This window comes from Pseudomonas sp. R4-39-08 (genome assembly GCF_003852275.1).
Taxonomy (GTDB): domain Bacteria; phylum Pseudomonadota; class Gammaproteobacteria; order Pseudomonadales; family Pseudomonadaceae; genus Aquipseudomonas.
The window spans coordinates 3,935,823-3,955,252 of the sequence record NZ_CP027733.1 but is presented as its reverse complement, the minus strand read 5'-3'; the positions used below and the strand labels follow the sequence as shown (position 1 = coordinate 3,955,252).

Annotated in this window: 16 protein-coding genes and 1 tRNA gene; 11 read left to right on the top strand and 6 right to left on the bottom strand. The window is 61.3% G+C overall.

Features of this window, described 5'->3' with window-relative positions; translation table 11 throughout:
* Nucleotides 1-22 precede the first annotated feature (22 nt).
* The 6 genes from C4J88_RS18240 to C4J88_RS18215 all read left to right on the top strand — a co-directional run bounded on the left by C4J88_RS18240 (nt 23) and on the right by C4J88_RS18215 (nt 9,859).
* A complete protein-coding gene (locus tag C4J88_RS18240) occupies nt 23-2,929 on the top strand; it encodes an RHS repeat-associated core domain-containing protein (RefSeq protein ID WP_124407763.1) in 2,907 nt (968 codons plus the stop codon).
* A gap of 155 nt (nt 2,930-3,084) precedes the next feature.
* On the top strand, nt 3,085-4,026 hold the full coding sequence (locus tag C4J88_RS18235; protein WP_124407762.1) for a rhodanese-related sulfurtransferase: 942 nt from the start codon (nt 3,085-3,087) through the stop codon (nt 4,024-4,026).
* 3 nt (nt 4,027-4,029) lie between these two features.
* On the top strand, nt 4,030-4,665 hold the full coding sequence (locus C4J88_RS18230; protein WP_124407761.1) for a DsbA family protein: 636 nt from the start codon (nt 4,030-4,032) through the stop codon (nt 4,663-4,665).
* Nucleotides 4,658-6,475 carry an ABC transporter ATP-binding protein gene (locus tag C4J88_RS18225; RefSeq protein ID WP_124367759.1) on the top strand — a complete coding sequence of 606 codons (1,818 nt, stop codon included), beginning with the start codon at nt 4,658-4,660 and terminating at the stop codon, nt 6,473-6,475. Before C4J88_RS18230 ends, C4J88_RS18225 begins: the two co-directional genes overlap by 8 nt.
* A gap of 71 nt (nt 6,476-6,546) precedes the next feature.
* Nucleotides 6,547-9,009 (top strand): EAL domain-containing protein, encoded by a 2,463-nt coding sequence (locus C4J88_RS18220; RefSeq protein ID WP_124367758.1) that lies wholly within the window; start codon nt 6,547-6,549, stop codon nt 9,007-9,009.
* Between the two features lie 76 nt (nt 9,010-9,085).
* Complete coding sequence (locus tag C4J88_RS18215) at nt 9,086-9,859, top strand: TenA family transcriptional regulator (RefSeq protein WP_372238021.1); 774 nt, start codon at nt 9,086-9,088, stop codon at nt 9,857-9,859.
* A 207-nt stretch (nt 9,860-10,066) separates the two neighbouring features.
* Here the strand turns inward: C4J88_RS18215 and C4J88_RS18210 are convergent, their stop codons facing one another.
* Nucleotides 10,067-10,993, bottom strand: coding sequence for a GGDEF domain-containing protein (locus tag C4J88_RS18210; RefSeq protein WP_124363669.1), 927 nt, complete (start codon nt 10,991-10,993; stop codon nt 10,067-10,069).
* Between the two features lie 286 nt (nt 10,994-11,279).
* On the bottom strand, nt 11,280-12,434 hold the full coding sequence (gene lldD / locus C4J88_RS18205; RefSeq protein ID WP_124363668.1) for an FMN-dependent L-lactate dehydrogenase LldD: 1,155 nt from the start codon (nt 12,432-12,434) through the stop codon (nt 11,280-11,282).
* Between the two features lie 98 nt (nt 12,435-12,532).
* On the opposite strand from lldD, the gene C4J88_RS18200 reads away from it, so the two are divergent.
* The gene (locus C4J88_RS18200; protein ID WP_124367755.1) at nt 12,533-13,435 is read left to right on the top strand and encodes a LysR family transcriptional regulator; all 903 of its coding nucleotides are present in this window, start codon (nt 12,533-12,535) and stop codon (nt 13,433-13,435) included.
* 54 nt (nt 13,436-13,489) lie between these two features.
* A tRNA-Asn gene (locus tag C4J88_RS18195) sits at nt 13,490-13,565 on the top strand.
* 78 nt (nt 13,566-13,643) lie between these two features.
* Here the strand turns inward: C4J88_RS18195 and dmeF are convergent.
* Nucleotides 13,644-14,570, bottom strand: coding sequence for a CDF family Co(II)/Ni(II) efflux transporter DmeF (dmeF, locus tag C4J88_RS18190; protein ID WP_164487667.1), 927 nt, complete (start codon nt 14,568-14,570; stop codon nt 13,644-13,646).
* A gap of 20 nt (nt 14,571-14,590) precedes the next feature.
* Nucleotides 14,591-14,866 (bottom strand): metal/formaldehyde-sensitive transcriptional repressor, encoded by a 276-nt coding sequence (locus C4J88_RS18185; RefSeq protein ID WP_124407760.1) that lies wholly within the window; start codon nt 14,864-14,866, stop codon nt 14,591-14,593.
* A gap of 177 nt (nt 14,867-15,043) precedes the next feature.
* Between C4J88_RS18185 and C4J88_RS18180 the strand changes: the two genes are divergently transcribed.
* The 3 genes from C4J88_RS18180 to C4J88_RS18170 all read left to right on the top strand — a co-directional run bounded on the left by C4J88_RS18180 (nt 15,044) and on the right by C4J88_RS18170 (nt 17,927).
* Nucleotides 15,044-16,255, top strand: a complete 1,212-nt coding sequence (locus C4J88_RS18180) for a YeeE/YedE family protein (RefSeq protein WP_124367741.1) — start codon at nt 15,044-15,046, stop codon at nt 16,253-16,255.
* A 129-nt stretch (nt 16,256-16,384) separates the two neighbouring features.
* Nucleotides 16,385-16,927: a cysteine hydrolase family protein gene (locus tag C4J88_RS18175; protein WP_124367740.1), complete on the top strand. Its 543-nt coding sequence runs from the start codon at nt 16,385-16,387 to the stop codon at nt 16,925-16,927.
* 4 nt (nt 16,928-16,931) lie between these two features.
* Nucleotides 16,932-17,927 (top strand): GlxA family transcriptional regulator, encoded by a 996-nt coding sequence (locus C4J88_RS18170; protein WP_124407759.1) that lies wholly within the window; start codon nt 16,932-16,934, stop codon nt 17,925-17,927.
* Here C4J88_RS18170 and C4J88_RS18165 read toward each other — a convergent pair.
* A complete protein-coding gene (locus C4J88_RS18165; RefSeq protein WP_124363663.1) occupies nt 17,899-18,069 on the bottom strand; it encodes a DUF2986 domain-containing protein in 171 nt (56 codons plus the stop codon). The two genes, C4J88_RS18170 and C4J88_RS18165, sit on opposite strands and share 29 nt — an antisense overlap.
* 130 nt (nt 18,070-18,199) lie before the next feature.
* Nucleotides 18,200-19,228, bottom strand: a complete 1,029-nt coding sequence (locus C4J88_RS18160) for an alpha/beta fold hydrolase (protein ID WP_124407758.1) — start codon at nt 19,226-19,228, stop codon at nt 18,200-18,202.
* Between the last annotated feature and the right edge of the window lie 202 nt (nt 19,229-19,430).

Sequence of the window (19,430 nt, the reverse complement as noted above, 5' to 3'; positions counted from 1 at the left end):
GTGCAATTGAGGTCATGTGATCATGTCTGCTTCACTTCATCGAAACACGCCCTCGCTTGCGGCCTTCGACCCCCGTGGATTGACCGTGCGCAGCGTCGCTTATCTGTGCGCTGCCACCCAGGCTGCGCCGACGGCCCGTGTCAGGCGTCAAGTCTATGGGGCCAGCGGCCTTTTGCTTGAGCAGTGGGACCCGCGCCTTTCTACCCTTAAATCGCGCGAACCGTTGACCGCGGCGAATCAGGCCTCGGTGTACAGCCTGTCTGGTACCTTGATCCGCAGCAACGATGTGGACGCCGGCATGCGGCTGATGCTGGCGGCGCCCTCGGGACAGCTGTTGCATGCCTGGGACGGCCGCGGTGCCTATCAGCGCCACGACTACGACACCTTGCAGCGTCCGGTGGCGGTGTTCGAACAAACTGCCGACGAAGCGCGACTCCGGTGTGTCGAACGCCTGGTGTATGCCGCGCCGACGCCTGAGCACCGCGCACTTAACCGCAGTGGCCGCCTGGTACGCCATGCCGACCCGGCGGGCACGCAGGTGTTCGACGCCTATGGAATGACCGGGCAGGTGCTGCGCCAAACCCGGCGGTTTCGCGAGGCCCCGGGCACTGTTGACTGGCCGCTTGCCCCGGCCGATCAGGACCAGCAACTGCAACCTGAGCTTTACACCACACGCTGGGCGTTCGACGCCCTGGGCGCCACGGTGGAACAGCTCGACGCCAAGGGCAATGCCCGACAGTTCGCCTATGGGCTGGACGGGCAGGCGAAAAATATTCACCTCACCTTGAAGAGTGGTACGCGCAAGACCGTGGTAGAGGGCTACGTCTACACTGCCGCCGGCCAGGTGGAGACGGCCCTGCTGGGCAATGGCGTGAGTAGCCTGGCCGCCTACCGGGCCGAGGATGGCCGTATGCGCCGGCTGATGGCGTACCGCAAAAACGAGCGGGCGGCGCCGCTACAGGATTTGAGCTACGACTATGATCCCGTGGGAAATGTTTCAAGCCTGCAGGATCAGGCACAACCGACCAGGTGGAGCCACAACACGCAAGTAGATGCCTCCTGTCGCTATGAGTACAACTCGCTGTACCAACTGACCCAGGCCACAGGCCGGGAAAGTACTGCCGCCGCCATCGGCCCGGCACTGCCCGCGCGTATTTCGTTCGGTTCGACCGACGCCGGTTTGTGGCGCAACTATACCCAGCACTATGCCTATGACGAGGGGGGCAACCTGACCCGGCTGCGCCATGTGCCGTCCAGTGGTGTCGGCTATACCCGCGACATGCAGGTCGCAACTGGCAGTAATCGTGCGTTGTCGAGCGAGCATCCGGTTGACGAGTGGGCGCAGGGTTTTGATGCCAATGGCAATCAGCAACAGCTGGGGCGTGGCCTGCCGATGGCGTGGAACGTGCGTAATCAGTTGACCAGGGTCACGACGATTCTGCGAGAGGAGGGGGACCCGGATGAGGAGGCCTATGTGTACGCAGGCGACGGCCAGCGCGCGCTCAAGCTCACGCACCGGCAGGTCGCCGGCAGCCGGCAGACGGCGCGTGTGTATTACCTGCCAGGCCTGGAAATTCGCCATCGACCGTTGCGCCGGCTGAATGTTGTGCGTCTTGAAGTGGCGCGGTGCACGGTTGAGGTCTTGCAATGGGAGCTGGGGCTCGATGAGGGAGCAGCCGATGCAACCCTGCGCTTTTGCCTGACGGATCAGCAATCGAGTCATGGGCTGGAGTTGGGCGAACAGGCAGAGTTATTGAGCCAGGAGAGTTATTTTCCCTATGGAGGGACGGCGTGGTGGGCATCGCGCAGCGAGGTGGAGGGTCGCTACAAGACGCGCCGATATTCAGGCAAAGAGCGTGACAGCAGCGGCTTGTATTACTACGGTTTCCGCTACTACGCCCCTTGGTTACAGCGCTGGATAAGCCCCGACCCCCTAGGGGACGGGGCAGAGTTGAATCCCTATCTCATGGCGTTCAACAACCCGATCACATTCGTTGATTCAATGGGGCTGCTGCCGGCCGATGTGGAAAATACCCAAATACAGGGCGGTACTGTAATCCTCCTGCTTTTGGTCTTGCTGGGCCTGGGCGTGGGGGCGTTGCTTGGGAATGCGACGTTGGGGGCTTCCATCGGGGCTCTGGTGGGCGGTGTACTGTTTGGTACCAGTCGCCTGAATGCCTATCTGCAAATGCAACCGCAGGCCGTGGCAAGGGCCGCCGAACAAGTGGAAGAACAATTCGCCAGGGATATTTCGGAGCTGGCGATCAAGTTGGCGCAGCAGGCGCGGTTGAGTCACGAAGAAACGGAGCGGCTGGTGAATTTTGCCTATGCACGCCGCCCTGCCGAGGGAGGCATGTCCCTTTACCTCCATGCATCGGAAGGGGCCATCTATGGCTATGCGGGGCCTGTGGGTGAATCGGGGGGCGTCGAGGGCGTACTGATGGACAGTCGTAACCCGATGCCTGAGTTGAAACGCATGGGCTATGGCGCGGTACTGCTGCGAAGACCTGGGCGTGAGTCCGCTGCCGCGAGCGGTCAGCAGGCGGGGGCGAGCACGTTCGAGGTGGGGGCGACGACACAGGTTGCCGGTTCCAGTCGCGCACGCGGTGGTCGGCAAGCGCAGGCCCAACTGCCAATGAGGGTGCCGAGGGCGATAAGAGGCGCTGCTCCACGGATGCAGATCAATACCGAGGTGCTTGGAGATATCAGTTCGTCGAGCCGCGAGGACCGCAGTATCGCCCTTACCCTCAGTCATTTGCAGGAAGGGCGTTTTGGCGCGGTTCATTGGCATCTCCACAGAGATCAACTGTGGTCTGCTGACTTGCACGGTTACGCCGCTTCTCGTGGTCGCAGTGCCTATCGTTTGATGTTCAAACACCTCGGCGGCCAGCAGTACCGAGTGGAGGGCGTACGCAACCCACACCGCTGAAGTCGATCGCCGCCAGGATGTTGAGGCAATATCAGCGGCTGTGTGTCGATGCGGCGGCGGCGTGGTTTTGCTAGAATGCGCGCCGCGCCGCCTGGCCGGCGCGTTTATTTATCCGGTTCACCCCTTACGAGGGTAGCCACCTGGAGAGAACACCCATGACCCACCCTATCGTCGTGGCGGCACTGTACAAGTTCGTCACCCTTGAAGATTACGTCGCCCTGCGCGAGCCACTGTTGCAGGCGATGGTCGACAACGGCATCAAGGGCACGTTGCTGATCGCCGAAGAAGGCATCAACGGCACCGTTTCCGGCAGCCGCGAAGGCATCGATGGCCTGATGGCCTGGCTGAAGAACGACCCACGCATGGACGACATCGACCACAAAGAGTCGTACTGCGACGAGCAGCCGTTCTACCGCACCAAGGTCAAGCTCAAGAAAGAAATCGTGACCTTGGGCGTCGACGGCGTCGACCCGAACAAACAGGTCGGCACCTACGTCGACCCAAAGGACTGGAACGCGCTGATCAGCGACCCCGAAGTGCTGTTGATCGACACCCGCAACGACTACGAAGTGTCGATTGGCACCTTTGAAGGCGCGATCGACCCGAAAACCACCAGTTTTCGCGAATTCCCCGACTACATCAAAGCCAACTTCGACCCGGCCAGGCACAAGAAAGTCGCCATGTTCTGCACCGGTGGCATTCGCTGCGAGAAAGCCTCGAGCTATATGCTCAGTGAGGGCTTTGACGAGGTCTATCATCTCAAGGGCGGCATCCTCAAATACCTCGAAGAGGTGCCGCAGGAAGAGACCAAGTGGCAGGGCGACTGCTTTGTTTTCGACAATCGCGTGACGGTGCGCCACGACTTGAGCGAAGGCGACTACGATCAATGTCATGCCTGCCGCACACCGGTCAGCGTCGAAGACCGCGCGTCCGAGCACTACGTGGCCGGCATCAGTTGCCCGCATTGCTGGGATAAGCTGCCGGAGAAAACCCGTCGCAGCGCCATCGACCGGCAAAAGCAGATCGAACTGGCCAAGGCCCGCAATATGCCGCACCCGATTGGCTTCAACTACAAGCAAACCCCTTCCGAGGCTTGAACCATGCCCGCGCGCCTGCTCTATGTGATGGACCCGATGTGTTCCTGGTGCTGGGGCTTTGCCCCGGTGGCGCAGGCGCTGGTTGAGCAGGCCCGGGCGGGCGGTGTGGAGTTGCACCTGGTGGTGGGCGGCTTGCGCACCGGCAACGGCGCGGCGCTGGAGCCGAACACCCGGCGTTATATCCTCGAACACTGGCAGGCGGTGACTGACGCCACCGGCCAGCTGTTCAAGCGCGAAGGCGCGCTGCCCGATGGGTTTGTCTATGACACCGAGCCTGCGTGCCGCGCCATCGTCACGGCGCGCAGCCTGGCGCCCGATTGCGCCTGGAAGCTGCTTGGGCTGATCCAGCACGCGTTCTATGTAGAAGGCCGTGACGTCACCTCTGCCCATGTGCTGGTGGAACTGGCCGAGCAGGCCGGTATTCCGCGTATCGAGTTTGCCGGCGAGTTCGACCGCGCCGAACAGCACGCCGCCACGGCCGCCGATTTCACCTGGGTACAGGACCTGGGCATCGCGGGCTTCCCGACCTTGCTGGCCGAGCGCAATGGCCAGTTGGCGCTGCTGACCAATGGCTACCAGCCCTTGTCCGAATTGTCGCCATTGCTGGGGCGCTGGCTGGAGCGCGCCACCTGTGCATGATCAGCCCGACACGCCTGAACCCAAGCGCACCGACCGCCTGACCTGGGCGGAAATTCGCCGCCTGGCCCTGCGCCACAGGAAATCCCTGTGGATCGCCAACAGCGTGGCCGTGCTCGCGACCTTGTGCAGCGTACCCATCCCGTTGCTGTTACCGCTGTTGGTCGACGAAGTGCTGTTGGGCCGTGGCGATGCCGCGCTCAAGGTGATGAACCACGCCTTGCCGCTGGGCTGGCAGCAGGCCGCCGGCTATATCGGCCTGATGCTGGGGGTGACCCTGGTACTGCGCTGCGGCGCACTGGTGTTCAACGTGGTGCAGGCGCGGCTGTTTGCGCGACTGGCCAAGGACATCGTCTACCGCATCCGCGTGCGGCTGATCGAGCGGCTCAAGCGCATCTCCCTCGGCGAATACGAAAGCCTGGGCAGCGGCACGGTGACCACCCACTTGGTCACCGACCTGGACACACTGGACAAATTCGTCGGCGAAACCCTCAGCCGCTTTCTGGTGGCGATGCTGACCCTGGTTGGCACCTCGGCCATCCTGGTGTGGATGCACTGGCAACTGGCGCTGTTGATCCTGCTGTTCAACCCGCTGGTGATCTACGCCACGGTGCAGTTGGGCAAGCGCGTCAAACACTTGAAGAAACTGGAAAACGACAGCACCTCGCGCTTCACCCAGGCGCTGACCGAAACCCTGGACGCCATCCAGGAAGTGCGCGCCGGTAACCGCCAGGGCTTTTTCCTCGGGCGCCTGGGCCAGCGTGCCCAGGAAGTGCGCGACTACGCCATTCACTCGCAATGGAAAACCGACGCGTCCAGCCGTGCCAGTGGCTTGCTGTTCCAGTTCGGTATCGACATTTTTCGCGCAGCGGCGATGCTCACCGTGCTGTTTTCCGACCTGTCCATCGGCCAGATGCTGGCGGTGTTCAGCTACCTGTGGTTCATGATCGGCCCGGTGGAGCAATTGCTGAACCTGCAATATGCCTACTACGCGGCAGGCGGCGCGTTGACGCGCATCAACGAGCTGCTGGCCCGCGCCGACGAGCCGCAGTACGCCGGGGGTAGCGATCCGTTCACCGGGCGTGCAACCGTTGGCATCGACGTGCGCGGCCTGGACTTCGGCTACGGCGATGACCTGGTGCTCGATCAATTGAACCTGGCCATCGCACCGGGGGAGAAGGTGGCGATTGTCGGCGCCAGCGGCGGCGGCAAAAGCACCCTGGTGCAACTGTTGCTGGGCCTCTACACACCCCAGGCCGGCAGCATCCGTTTTGGCGGCGCGACCCAGCAGGACATCGGCCTGGCGACCATTCGCGAAAACGTCGCGGTGGTGCTGCAACACCCGGCACTGTTCAACGATACCGTGCGCGCCAACCTGACAATGGGCCGCGAGCGTACGGATCAGGCGTGCTGGCAGGCACTGGAAATCGCCCAGTTGGAGGCGACCGTCAAGGCATTGCCGTTGGGCCTGGACAGCATAGTGGGTCGCTCTGGCGTGCGCTTTTCCGGCGGCCAGCGGCAACGCCTGGCCATCGCGCGCATGGTGCTGGCCGAGCCCAAGGTGGTGATCCTGGATGAAGCCACCTCGGCGCTGGACGCGGCCACCGAGTACAACCTGCACCAGGCACTGGCGCGGTTTCTCAGCGGGCGTACTACACTGATCATCGCCCACCGCCTTTCAGCGGTGAAACAGGCGGATCGGGTGTTGGTGTTCGATGGCGGGCGTATCGCCGAGGATGGCGACCATCAGCAATTGATTGCCGACGGGGGGCTGTACGCCAAATTGTATGGACACTTGCAACAGGTGCGGTGATTTGGCTTAGGTTGTGCGATCGGGAGCGGATTTTCGCGTGCGTATTGAGCTGTGCATGTGCAAGGGACTTCATGAAGCAAAAGCGGACTCTCGGAACGCCACGGTTGCTGGGCATTGTCTGGCCCTTCATTGCCGTTGTGCTGTTCCAGGCATTGTTAGGCTGCGTCAGTCTCTACGTGCTCTCGGCGGTGCGTGGCTATGTGGCTGGCGAAAGTCTGTGGTCCAAGGGCCAGAAGGACGCCATCTACTACCTGACCCTTTACGCCGATAACCGCGAAGCCACCACTTACCTCAAATATCAGCAAGCGATTGCCGTGCCCCAGGGCGGGCATGAATTGCGCGTTGCGCTGGACCGTCCCACCCCGGATATCCCCGCCGCACGCCAGGGCATCATCAAGGGTGGCAACCACCCGGACGACGTCTCCAGCCTGATCTGGCTGTACCTCAACTTCCGCCATTTCAGTTACCTGGAAAAAGCCATCGAGCTCTGGACGGTGGGCGACGGCTACTTGTTGCAGCTGGACGATCTCGCCCAGGCAATGCATGGCGCCGTTACTGCCGATCGGGTCAATGCTGATGATGTGCGCCTGTGGAAGGCGCGCATCACGGCCATCAACGAAGGTGTGACACCGGCGGCCAAGGCATTCAGTGATGCCCTGGGTGAAGGGTCGCGGATGATCCTGCGCCTGTTGTTGATCACCAATTTGGCCACGGCCCTGGGGCTGATCGTGCTGGCGCTGCTGCGCACGCACAAGTTGCTGGCCCAGCGTCACGCGTTTGCCGATGCCCTGCAGGCGGAGAAGGAGCGGGCGCAGATTACCCTGGAGTCGATTGGCGACGGTGTCATCACCACCGACGTGGACGGTGCGATTGCCTACATGAACCCCGCCGCCGAAGCGCTGACCCACTGGCAGTCGGCCCAGGCCCAAGGCCTGCCGCTGGCGGCGTTGTTCAAGTTGCTGGATGAGAACGCGGAGCCGGACGGCTTCACCCTGATCGAGCACATCATCAAGGGCGAACTCAGTGGCGGCAGTGAACATTCCAAGTTGATCCAGCGCCTGGACGGCAGCACCGTTTCCGTGACCCTGGTGGGCGCGCCGATTCGCAGCGCCGGCAAGGTCAGTGGCGCGGTGCTGGTGCTGCATGACATGACCCAGGAGCGCCAGTACATCGCCAATCTTTCTTGGCAGGCGACCCACGATGCCTTGACCGGCCTGGCCAACCGGCGTGAATTCGAATACCGCCTGGAGCAGGTACTGCAGCAGGTGACACGCCAGCAAAACGGCCGCCATGCCTTGATGTTTCTCGACCTGGACCAGTTCAAACTGGTCAATGACACCTGCGGCCACGCTGCGGGTGACGAGTTGCTGCGGCACATTTGCGCGCTGCTGCAATCGGACTTGCGCGAAGGCGATACCCTGGCGCGGCTGGGCGGCGATGAGTTCGGCATCCTCCTGGAGAATTGCCCGGCGCCGGTGGCCGAGAAGATCGCCGAGAGCCTGCGCCACACCGTGCAGAACCTGCATTTCGTGTGGAAGGGCCGGCCGTTCATGACCACCGTCAGCATCGGCCTGGTGCATATCTCACACACCCCGACCACCCTGGAAACGTCCCTGCGCGCCGCCGATATGGCGTGCTACATGGCGAAGGAAAAGGGGCGTAACCGGGTGCAGGTGTATCACGCCGATGACTCGGAGCTGTCCCTGCGCTTTGGTGAAATGGCCTGGGTACAGCGCTTGCACATGGCGTTGGAAGAGAATCGTTTTTGCCTGTATTCCCAGGAAATCTCGCCTCTGGGCCATACCGAAGCGGGCAATGGGCACATCGAAATTCTCCTGCGGCTGCACGACGAGGCGGGGCGAATCATTCTGCCCGACAGTTTTATTCCGGCGGCCGAGCGTTACGGCTTGATGACTTCACTGGACCGGTGGGTGGTGGAGAACGTCTTCAAGATCATCGCGCGTTGCATGCACGAGCGTCCGGGCCGACCTATGGCTATGTGTGCGATTAATCTGTCAGGAATAACCATTGGCGATGACGATTTTCTTGGTTTTTTACGTGAGAAATTCGGCACTTACAACATCCCTCCGGAAATGATTTGTTTTGAAATAACCGAGACAAGCGCTATCGCCAATTTAGGCAGTGCCATTCGTTTTATTAATGAACTCAAAGCGTTAGGTTGCCACTTTTCCCTGGATGACTTTTGTGCCGGAATGTCCTCGTTCGCCTATCTCAAACATTTACCTGTAGACTTCCTGAAGATCGATGGAAGTTTCGTAAAGGATATGCTGGACGACCCGATTAACCGCGCCATGGTCGAAGTGATCAATCATATCGGCCATGTGATGGGTAAGCGCACTATCGCCGAGTTTGTTGAAACGTCGCAGATCGAACAGGCATTACTTGAGATAGGCGTGGACTACGCTCAGGGCTATCTGATCGAACGTCCGCAATTGTTTACCTTCGATAGCCTGCAATGCCGACCTGCGCGGCCGCAGCCCCTGTTATTCAAGGCGCCCGGCACATTCCGCTGAAACTTTGCTGGTCTGTACATCACACTTAAAAAGGAGCCCTACAGTGATCGACACCTTCAACAGAACCGGCCCGCTTATGGAAGCCTCGAGTTACCCCGCCTGGGCGCAGCAATTGATCCTGGACTGTAGCGAGAGCAAGCGTCGGGTTGTCGAACACGAACTGTACCAACGCATGCGCGATAACACGCTCAGCGCCAAGACCATGCGCCACTACCTGATCGGTGGCTGGCCCGTGGTGGAGCAGTTCGCCTTGTACATGGCACAGAACCTCACCAAGACCAAGTTTGCCCGCCATCCGGGGGAGGACATGGCGCGACGCTGGCTGATGCGCAATATCCGCGTGGAATTGAACCACGCCGATTATTGGGTGCATTGGGCGCGTGCCCACGGCGTCAGTCTCGAAGAGCTGCAGGCACAGGACGTGCCACCGGAGTTGCACGCATTGAGTCATTGGTGCTGGCACACCAGTTCGGCGGATTCGTTGATCGTTGCGATTGCCGCCACCAACTATGCCATCGAGGGCGCCACTGGGGAGTGGTCTGCCGTGGTCTGTTCCACCGGCGTGTATGCTGCCGCCTTTCCGGAGGAAGAACGCAAGCGCGCGATGAAGTGGCTGAAGATGCACGCCCAGTATGATGACGCGCACCCTTGGGAAGCCCTGGAAATCATCTGCACCCTGGCCGGCACGAACCCGAGCGCGGCTCTGCAGGTGGAGTTGCGCCAGGCGGTGTGCAAGAGCTACGACTATATGTACCTGTTCCTGGAAAGCTGCATGCGCCTGGAGCAAGAGAAAGAAAAGGCGCCCGTACTCGTTCGTGAGCGCCAGGCGCGCGTCGCCAGCGAGGCGTGATGCACCTGTGATGGCTGATGCCACTCACTTAAGAAGGATCGCGGTACTGTGGCGAGGGAGCTTGCTCCCGCTGGGGCGCGCAGCGGCCCTGTTGTTTGTTCAAAAAGAAGGGACTGCTACGCAGTCCAGCGGGAGCAAGCTCCCTCGCCACAAGTTACCGATAACCTGCGCCATCTGTTAACTGACTGGCGCTGTGATGGCGGGGTTTTACCCCGCCATTGCCAAGCGGTTGCGGCCTTCGCGCTTGGCCACGTACAAGGCATTGTCGGCCCGGCGCAGCAGGCTTTCCGCCGACTCGGCCGCCAGTAACGTCGAACAGCCAAGGCTTACCGTCAAGTCGACCCGCGTACCCTCCACCCAGTAATCATGGGCTTGTGCCGCCTGGCGCAGGCGCTCGCCGACCATCCGCGCCGCATCGCGCCCGGTGTTGGAGAGCAGGATCAGAAATTCTTCCCCGCCGAACCGAAACACCATGTCCACGTTGCGCAACTGGCTTTTGATCGCTGCGGCCACGGCGCGCAATACGCTGTCGCCGGCGGCATGACCATGGGTGTCATTGATCTTCTTGAAATGATCGATGTCCAGCATCAACAGGGACAGCGGGTGCATATGGCGCCGAGCCATGTCAATTTCCCGTTGCAGGGTCTGGTCCATGGCCACACGGTTGCCGGTTTCGGTCAAAGGATCGCGCAGGGCACTGCGGGTGGCGGCGCGGTAGAGCAGGGCGTTGCGCATTGGGTAAAGCAACGTTGCGAGCAGGGACTCGAGCTGGCCCAGTTCCTCTTCGAGGAAGCGTTGGTTGCGACGGAACACCAGTTCGCCCAAGTGTTCGCCCTCATGGCTCAAGGTGTAGCTCACCGAATGATGGCCGCGATGGCCGAACTCCAGGCGCAGGTCGCTGATGGCGTAGCGGTATTGCAGGGCGTCCAGCGGCACCAGGCGTTGCACTTCACGGAAGAACAAGCCGAGGATGCGTTCCGGTTCCAGGCTGGTCTGCAATTGCTGGTTCAGCTGCTGGCGAAGTTGACCGAGGGTGGCGGGGCGATGGGGACGAAGGGACGGCTGACCAAACCCCAGGCGTTGCAATTTGGCACTGTCAAAGTCAATTGCGTTGGTCTGGGTCGGTGTTTTCATACGTAGGCGGCCTCTAAGCACATGACTGTCTTACAGGCGGGATGAGAGTGGCAAGTGCCAAGCGTCTTACTGTTCCTTCAGTTCCGTAAAACATTGGAAACAGTTTAGACCGCTTTACGCCGGGTTATAAGCCCAGGGCACTGCCACACGTCTTGTCATCGCTTGACCTGCGTGAGTGGGTTAGAGCCAGATTCGTGCCAATCGTTTGAATTAATAAATACCTATATAAATCAATGAACTGATTTTTCATGAAAACCGTCGACAAACAGTCGCGTCATTTCTCTGACTAATATTGAATGTTTGAAGAGGGGGTTACCAACGTAGAGCGGTCAATCTGCGCGATGGAAGTGACCCCTGTCAGCGTCATGGCGACGCGCATTTCCTTGGCGAAAATCTCCAGCAGGTTTTCCACGCCGTGCTGGCCATCGGCGGCCAGCGCATACACTGCAGAGCGCCCCAGCAGGCAGGCCTTGGCGCCGAGCGCGAGCATGCGCACCACGTCGAGCCCGGAACGAATGCCGGAATCCACCAGCACGGTGAGGTCATCGCCAACGGCCTCGGCAATCGGCGGCAACGCCTTGGCGGTCGACAGCACGCCATCGAGCTGGCGGCCGCCATGGTTGGAGACCACGATGCCGTCGGCGCCGAAACTTACGGCATCCTTGGCATCCTGCGGGTCCAGGATGCCTTTGATGATCATCGGGCCCTTCCAGAAGTCGCGGATCCACTCCAGGTCTTTCCAACTGATCGACGGGTCGAAGTTGGTGGCCAGCCAGCCGATGTAGTCTTCCAGGTGCGTGGGTTTGCCCAGGTACCTGGAAATGTTGCCGAGGTCGTGGGGGCGGCCCATCAAGCCCACATCGAACGCCCATTGCGGCTTGGTCACGGCCTGCAATATCCGCCGTTGCGCCGCATACGGCCCGGACATGCCCGAGTGCGCATCACGGTAACGCGCGCCAGGGGTCGGCATATCCACGGTGAACACCAGCGTCGTCACACCTGCTGCCTGCGCTCGCTCCAGGGCGTTGCGCATGAAGCCGCGATCCTTGAGCACATACAGCTGGAACCAGATCGACTGCGGGCTTTGCGAGGCGACTTCCTCGATCGGGCACACCGACACCGTCGACAGGCAGAAGGGCACACCGGCGTTCGCCGCCGCCTTGGCCGCTTGCACTTCACCACGCCGCGCATACATGCCCGTCAAGCCGACCGGGCTGAGGATGACCGGCATGGCCAGCTCCTGGCCAAATAGCGAGGTCTTCAAACTCAGGTTGTCGACATTGCGCAAGATGCGCTGGCGCAGGCTGATCTCTGCCAAGTCCGAACTATTGGCGCGCAGGGTGTGTTCGGCGTAGGCGCCGCCATCGATATAGTCGAACAGAAAACGCGGTAACTTGCGCTTGGCGGCAGCACGGTAATCGGAGGCGGACGAAATAATCATGGCATGGGCTCCACTCGGCAAAGTGCCCACGATAAGCAAAGTTCTGGCATGATAAAAACAACTTTTATCGCTGCAATCCAGTCGCAAAAGGAATACTGATGAACCTGCGAACCCTGCGAGCGTTTGTGGAAGTGGTGCGCCAGGGCGGTTTTTCCCAGGCGGCCGAGGTGGTATCCCTGACCCAGTCCACGGTCAGCAAGGCGGTCAAGACCCTCGAAGAGGAGTTGGGCACACCGCTGCTCAATCGTCTTGGCCACAAGAACGAACTCACCGCCGCCGGCGAAATTACCTACCGTCGCGCCCTGGTGCTGCTTGCCGAACACAATGATCTGGTGGTGGAGATCAACGACCTGCGCGGTCTCAAGCGCGGCGTGCTGCGCATCGGTCTGCCACCGGTAGGTTGCGGCGTACTGTTTGCGACAATGTTCGCCACCTACCGAACGCGCTACCCCGACATCGACATCGAACTCACCGAATACGGCAGCAAAAAACTGCGCGAATGCCTGGAAGCCGGGGAGGTTGACCTGGCGGCCCTGCTGCTGCCGGTGGATGAAGGCTTCGACTACCAGCCTGTACGCAACGAACCGTTGATCGCCGTATTACCTGTCAGCCACCCATTGGCGCGCCGCGAACGCATCGACTTCACCGACCTGGCAGACTCGCCGTTCATCCTGTTCGAAGCCGGTTTCGCCCTCAACGCGAAAATCCTCGCCGCCTGCGAACGCAAGGGCGTAGTGCCAAAGGTGACGGCTCGTAGTGGGCAGATCGACTTTATCGTCGACCTGGTCACCGCCGGCCTGGGCGTCGCCTTCCTGCCACGGATGCTGGCGCACACACACCAACACGCCGGCATCGCATTGATCCCCTTGGACGAGCCCCACACCGACTGGCATATCGCCCTGGCCTGGCGCGCCAGTGCCCACTTGCCACCCGCCGCGCGCGCCTGGCTGGAACTGGCCAGGGAGCAGGCGGTTTCGGCCGGTCATCCTGCCTCGTCGTGACACACGTCAGAGGAGGCTTGACTTCTTCTTTTTAATCAGTAACATACGGCGCATTCCGCGATAGCTCAGTTGGTAGAGCAAATGACTGTTAATCATTGGGTCCCTGGTTCGAGTCCAGGTCGTGGAGCCAGATAGAGAAAAGCCTGCAGCGATGCAGGCTTTTTTTTGCCCGGGATTTGACCCGGCAACAGCGCGGTATTAACGAGCACTACGCTGCAGGAAGCGCTGCTCGAAACTCAACCGTCAGGTGACTGACTTCATGAACAGGCTTCAGCCGTTCCCGAATGTTATCTGCATTGGTTGTAGCGTCACCGAGAACACTGACAATTGCAGCGTGGGCTTGCGGACCGACACGCCACACGTGCAGGTCGGTAATTTTGGCGTCGCCAGGTTGTTCAACCAGCTCGCGAATTTCCTCTGCAACATGCTCGTCGGTTTGATCAAGTAGAACACCCGCAGATGCGCCCATCAGGCTCCAGGCCCACCGTGCGATGACTATCGCGCCAACGATACCCATGGCCGGATCGAGCCAGACCCATCCGAGGTAGCGGCCAGCGAGCAGGGCAGCGATGGCAAGAACAGACGTCAGGGCATCCGCGATCACATGGACGTACGCTGACCTGAGGTTGTTATCACCTGCGTGATGACTATGGTCGTGATGGTCATGGGCATGGTCATGGCTGTGACCGTGGCCGAGCAAGAGCGCGCTCACTATGTTGACCATCAGGCCAACGACGGCAATCAGCGTCGCCGTTCCGAACTGGACGTCGGTAGGCTGGAGCAGGCGGATGACCGATTCAACGCCAATTCCCAGGGCGACCAAGCCCAGAATAAGCGCTGACGCAAAGCCACCCAGATCACCAACTTTGCCGGTGCCAAAACTGAATCGAGTGCTGGAGGCATTACGCTTGGCATATGCATAGGCCACCGCTGCGATCCCCAGCGCTCCCGCATGGGTCGCCATATGAAACCCGTCGGCCAGCAGCGCCATGGACCCCGTGATGTACCCAGCAGCAATCTCACCGACCATCATCACAACCGTCAGTAGCACCACCCAGAGGGTGCGCTTTGCATTCTCATCATGTGCCGCGCCGAGATATACGTGCTCGTGCGTGAAGCCAGTGTTGCCGTTCATGAAATTTGCGCCTGCGTTCGTCATTTGGAATAACGTCGAATGGCTACCAGAAGCTCTTCGACGCCTTTGGCGCGCTCTTCGTCGCTCAGCACCGGATCAGCAACATGCTCCCTGGCGTGATTTTCGATGATTTCGTCCATCAGGCCGTTGATGGCCCCGCGCGTGGCGGCTACAAGGTGGAGCGTTTTGGCACAGTCATGATCTGACTCCAGCGCCCGTTCTACCGCTTGGATCTGGCCTGCAATGCGCTTCACGCGCTTGAGCAGATCGTCTTTGTTCGATGCCAGATGGCCCATAGTATACCCCCCTTACCTATGCCAAGAATTGCATACCCGCCCCCCCTATGCAAGACAGCGGTGCTTAAGCAGGGTTGCGAAAGCGTTGGGTCGCGCAGTAGGCATGCCAGCAATGCGCCGCCTACCTGCAATCACTCTGGGTTTATACTGGCCAGCTTCAAACACATTGAGGTCCCCATGAGCACTTCCCTTTCCCTGACCCCGGCGCGCAAGCCGTTCGCGCCATTGGTGGCCTTTATCGTCCTGATGGCGGGCGCCGTATTCCTGCAAAACACAGTGGGTGTGCGCCAGGTATTGTTGCTGGTCGTCGGCGCCGCATTGGGCTTGACGCTGTACCACGCCGCCTTTGGTTTTACCTCGGCCTGGCGCGTGTTTATCAATGATCGACGCGGCGCCGGCTTGCGCGCGCAGATGGTGATGCTGGCGGTGGCGGTGTTGTTGTTCTTCCCGGCGCTGGGCGCGGGCAGCTTGTTCGGTCAGCCGGTGGTCGGGTTGGTGGCGCCGGCCGGGGTGTCGGTGGTATTCGGCGCGTTTATCTTCGGCATCGGCATGCAACTGGGCGGTGGTTGCGCGTCGGGCACCCTGTTCACCGTGGGTGGCGGTAATGCGCGCATGCTGGTGACTCTGCTGTTTTTTATCTGCGGATCGTTGATCGCCACGCACCACGTCGACTGGTGGTTTGCCTTGCCGTCGTTCCCGCCTGTTTCAATCGTCAAAAGTTTCGGCGTATTGCCGGCGTTGCTCCTGAGCCTGGCTGTGTTCGCGCTCATTGCGTGGGTGACCGTGCGCCTGGAGAAGCGCCGCCACGGCCAACTTGAAGCCGGCGTGACCAGCGAATATCAGGGGCTGCGCCGTTTCCTGCGCGGGCCGTGGCCGTTGGTGTGGGGGGCGATTGGCTTGGCCTTGCTCAACTACGCCACGCTGGCTTTGGCCGGGCGGCCATGGGGCATTACTTCAGCGTTCGCGCTGTGGGGCGCCAAGGTGGCGAGCGGGCTGGGGGTGGACGTGGCCAGTTGGGCGTTCTGGCAGGTGCCGGGCAATGCCAAGGCCTTGGCCGCACCGGTTTGGGAAGACATCACCAGCGTCATGGACATCGGCATTATTCTTGGCGCGCTGCTGGCCGCAGGCCTGGCCGGGCGTTTCGCGCCGAGCTTGAAGATCCCGGCGCGCTCGTTGATCGCTGCGGTCATCGGCGGCTTGCTGCTCGGGTATGGTTCGCGTCTGGCGTATGGCTGCAACATTGGCGCCTACTTCAGCGGCATTGCCTCGGGCAGCCTGCATGGTTGGCTGTGGCTGGTGGCCGCGTTTATCGGCAATAGCGTGGGCGTACGCCTGCGACCGTTTTTCTTCGCCGGCGAACGGCCTCAGGTCGCCTTGAGTGGTTGCTGAATGGCAGGGTATCCACTGGCATGTCCGAATCCGTCCTGAACCGGTCCGCCTTGCGCCTGTTGTGCATCCGGCAGGGTCTTTACCATGGCTTGCAGCACTGCCTCCATACATAAGCCAAAAGGACCCGCCATGAACCGCAAAGCCCTGATCGTGATTGATGCCCAGCATTCTTTCCGTCATTCACCCTACTGGTCCGAAAACGACCTGCCGAATTACCTGGCAAACCAGCAGGCCCTCATCGACGGCTGTGTTCAGCAGGGCATCCCGGTGGTACAAGTCTTTCATGTGGAAGACCAAGGGCACTTTTCGATGGCATCGGGTAACGTCAAGACATTGAGCGAGTTATCGATCGATCCGCAGCTGGTCATTCATAAGCACTACCACAGCGCCTTTGCCGGTACATCGCTGGCCGCGCGCCTCACGCAGATGGGCGTCACTACCTTGATCATCAGCGGCATTCGTACCGAACAGTGCTGTGAAACCACCACGCGGCAGGCCTCGGACAGCGGGTTTAACGTTGACTTCGTCAGTGAGGCTACGCTGACCTTCCCGATGACCCACGCACGCAGCGGCCGGGTGTACACCTCGGCGCAGATTCGCGAGCGTACGGAACTGGTGCTGGAGGATCGGTTTGCGCGCATCGTCACCGTCGCCCAGGCCTTGGCGGGGTGAATCCATGAACGTGCCGGTGCTGTTCGTGCTGTTGCCCAATGTGCTGATGCTCGACCTGGCGGGGCCTGCCGAAGTGCTGCGCCTGGCTGCGCAGGCCGACGACCCGGCGGCGGTGGATTTCGAGCTGCAGTACGTCAGCCCGGTGGAATCCCTGCACAGCTCCATCGGTTTGCCGTTGACCGGCCTGGCGCCCTTGCCGACCCGCTTGGCGCCGGGCAGCCTGGTGGTGTTGGTCGGCTCCAGCATGAAGGTGGACAAAGCACGCCAGCAGGCCTTCGAATCCGCCAGCGACAGCCTGGTGCAGTGGCTGCAGACGGTGTTTGCACCCTCTGCCGAGCGCTTGATATGCGTGTGCGCCGGTGCGCTGACGGCCGCCCGCGCCGGGCTGCTCGACGGGCGCCAATGCACCACGCACCACACGCTGTGCGCCACCCTCCAGGCCCTTGCGCCCAAGGCCCGGGTCCTGGAAAACCGGCTGTACGTCACCGATGGTCGGGTCAGTTGCAGCGCCGGGATCACCGCCGGTATCGATATGATGCTGCACTTGATCGCCGAGCGTGCCGGGCCAAGGCTGGCGTGCGCCGTCGCGCGGGACATGGTGGTGTACCTGCGTCGCAGCGGCGCTGACCCGCAGTTATCGCCGTGGATAGCCGGTCGTAATCACCTGCACCCGGCCGTCCATCGCGTACAAGACGCCGTTGCTGCCGCCCCCTGCGACGCCTGGACCGTCACCCGCATGGCGGACCTGGCCTGCACCGGCAGCCGCCATCTGGCGCGCCTGTTCCACGAGCATGTCGGCATCAGCCCGCTGGATTACCTGCACCGTCTGCGCCTGGCCGTGGCTCGCGAGCTGCTGGTGGAGTCGAGCCTGGACATCGAAACCGTCGCCGAGCGCGCAGGCTTTGGTTCGGCGCGCCACCTGCGGCGTATCTGGGGCAAATATGAAACGGGCACGCCTTCAGCGATGCGCCTTATTCAGCCAGCGTCTCAGGGGGCGTAACCGACTCCTGGCCGGTCTCGGCCGCCAGCTTTAAACGGTCCGCCTTGCTGACGTATGTATCTTTGCTCTTCGGCGCCAGTTTGGCACTGGCCTTTTTGGCCTTGGCCTTGAAGAGCTGCTTGAGTTTTTTCTGGCGGTTCATGTGCGTTGGCCTGATGGGGGAGGGCGCGGATGATACCAGTTTGAAAACTGTGGCCGTGGTCCTGGATTGAAAGGCACCCGTCAAGGAAGCGCTGTACCTGCGGCGATGGAGCAAGCGCCTTCGCCACAGATTAATGTGCGAGGAACTTGCTGATCAGCGTGACCACCTGCTGCTGGATCGCCGCCCGAGGCCGCCCGCCCGCGCCATCCTGGCAAATGATGCCGTCGCCGGGCGCATCCTCGTCGAGCATTGCCGCTGCGCCGGGTTTGCATTGCGCCATAAAGCTGAAGTGGCTCGCATCGCTGATTTCCACGTATTGCGTTGACGCCTTGGGGAGCCGCTTGGCCAGGTCGGCGGACTCCAGTTGCGACGGCAATTCCATGGACGGCACGCCAGCGGCGATTACCAGTACCGGCACGGGCAGCGCGGCCAGGCTTGCGTCGGTAAAACCGCGCGACAGGCCAATGTCCAGGGACACCACCGCAGTGACGCGCTTGTCGCTCAAGTCAGCAGCCAATTGAGCCTCGCCAGCCGGTGTACCGGCGGGGTTCATTTGCTGGTAAACGCTGCAACTGCTCAGTTGTGGATGGACGCCGCAATCCTTGGCAAAGCGCGCGTGATCAAAACGCGCACCGGCGCTTTCCAGCACGGTCCAGGCGCCGAGGGAGTGACCTACCAGTGCAATGCGGCTTTGCGCCACGGCGCCGAACTGCTTGGGCTGTGCAAGCACCGAGTCAATGGCACGACTCAGGTCTTCGGGCCGCTGCCACAATCGTGCGGCGGCGGCGGGGCTGCGATCTTTGGTAGTGCTGCCCGGATGGTTGACCGCCGCCACGATATAACCCTGACGGGCCAACGCACTGCCCAACCACGCCTGATTGCCCCAATTGCCACGATAGCCGTGAGAAAGCACCACCAGCGGATGTTCGCCGTTGGCCGGCGGTGCGTCGGGTACGGCAAGGGTGCCGTAGAAAACCATGTCGTCTCGGATCAGCCGTGGCGTGGCTTCGGTTATCGCGGGATACCAGACCACTAATTCCAGCGGGCGCAGGTTGTGTGCATCGGACAGCGTGGCGGTTTTGAAGCCGACAGGGTAGTCGTTGGCGAATGCGTGGCCGGTCAGGCAAATCAGGAACAGGGCGGCGAGGGCGGTTTTCACTGTTTTTATCGTCCTTGAAGTGAGGGCGCAGCATGAACTGGAACAGGCAGTTTTGGTAGGCGCGCAGACCTTTTACCGCCGAACGCTTTACGGATCATCCTGTTGGGTAGCAATAGCGCGCCGGGAGCGACGCTGCGCTGATCCAAATGTGGGAGGGGGCTTGCCCCCATATGCGCTAACCAAACCCCAAAAGATATAATCA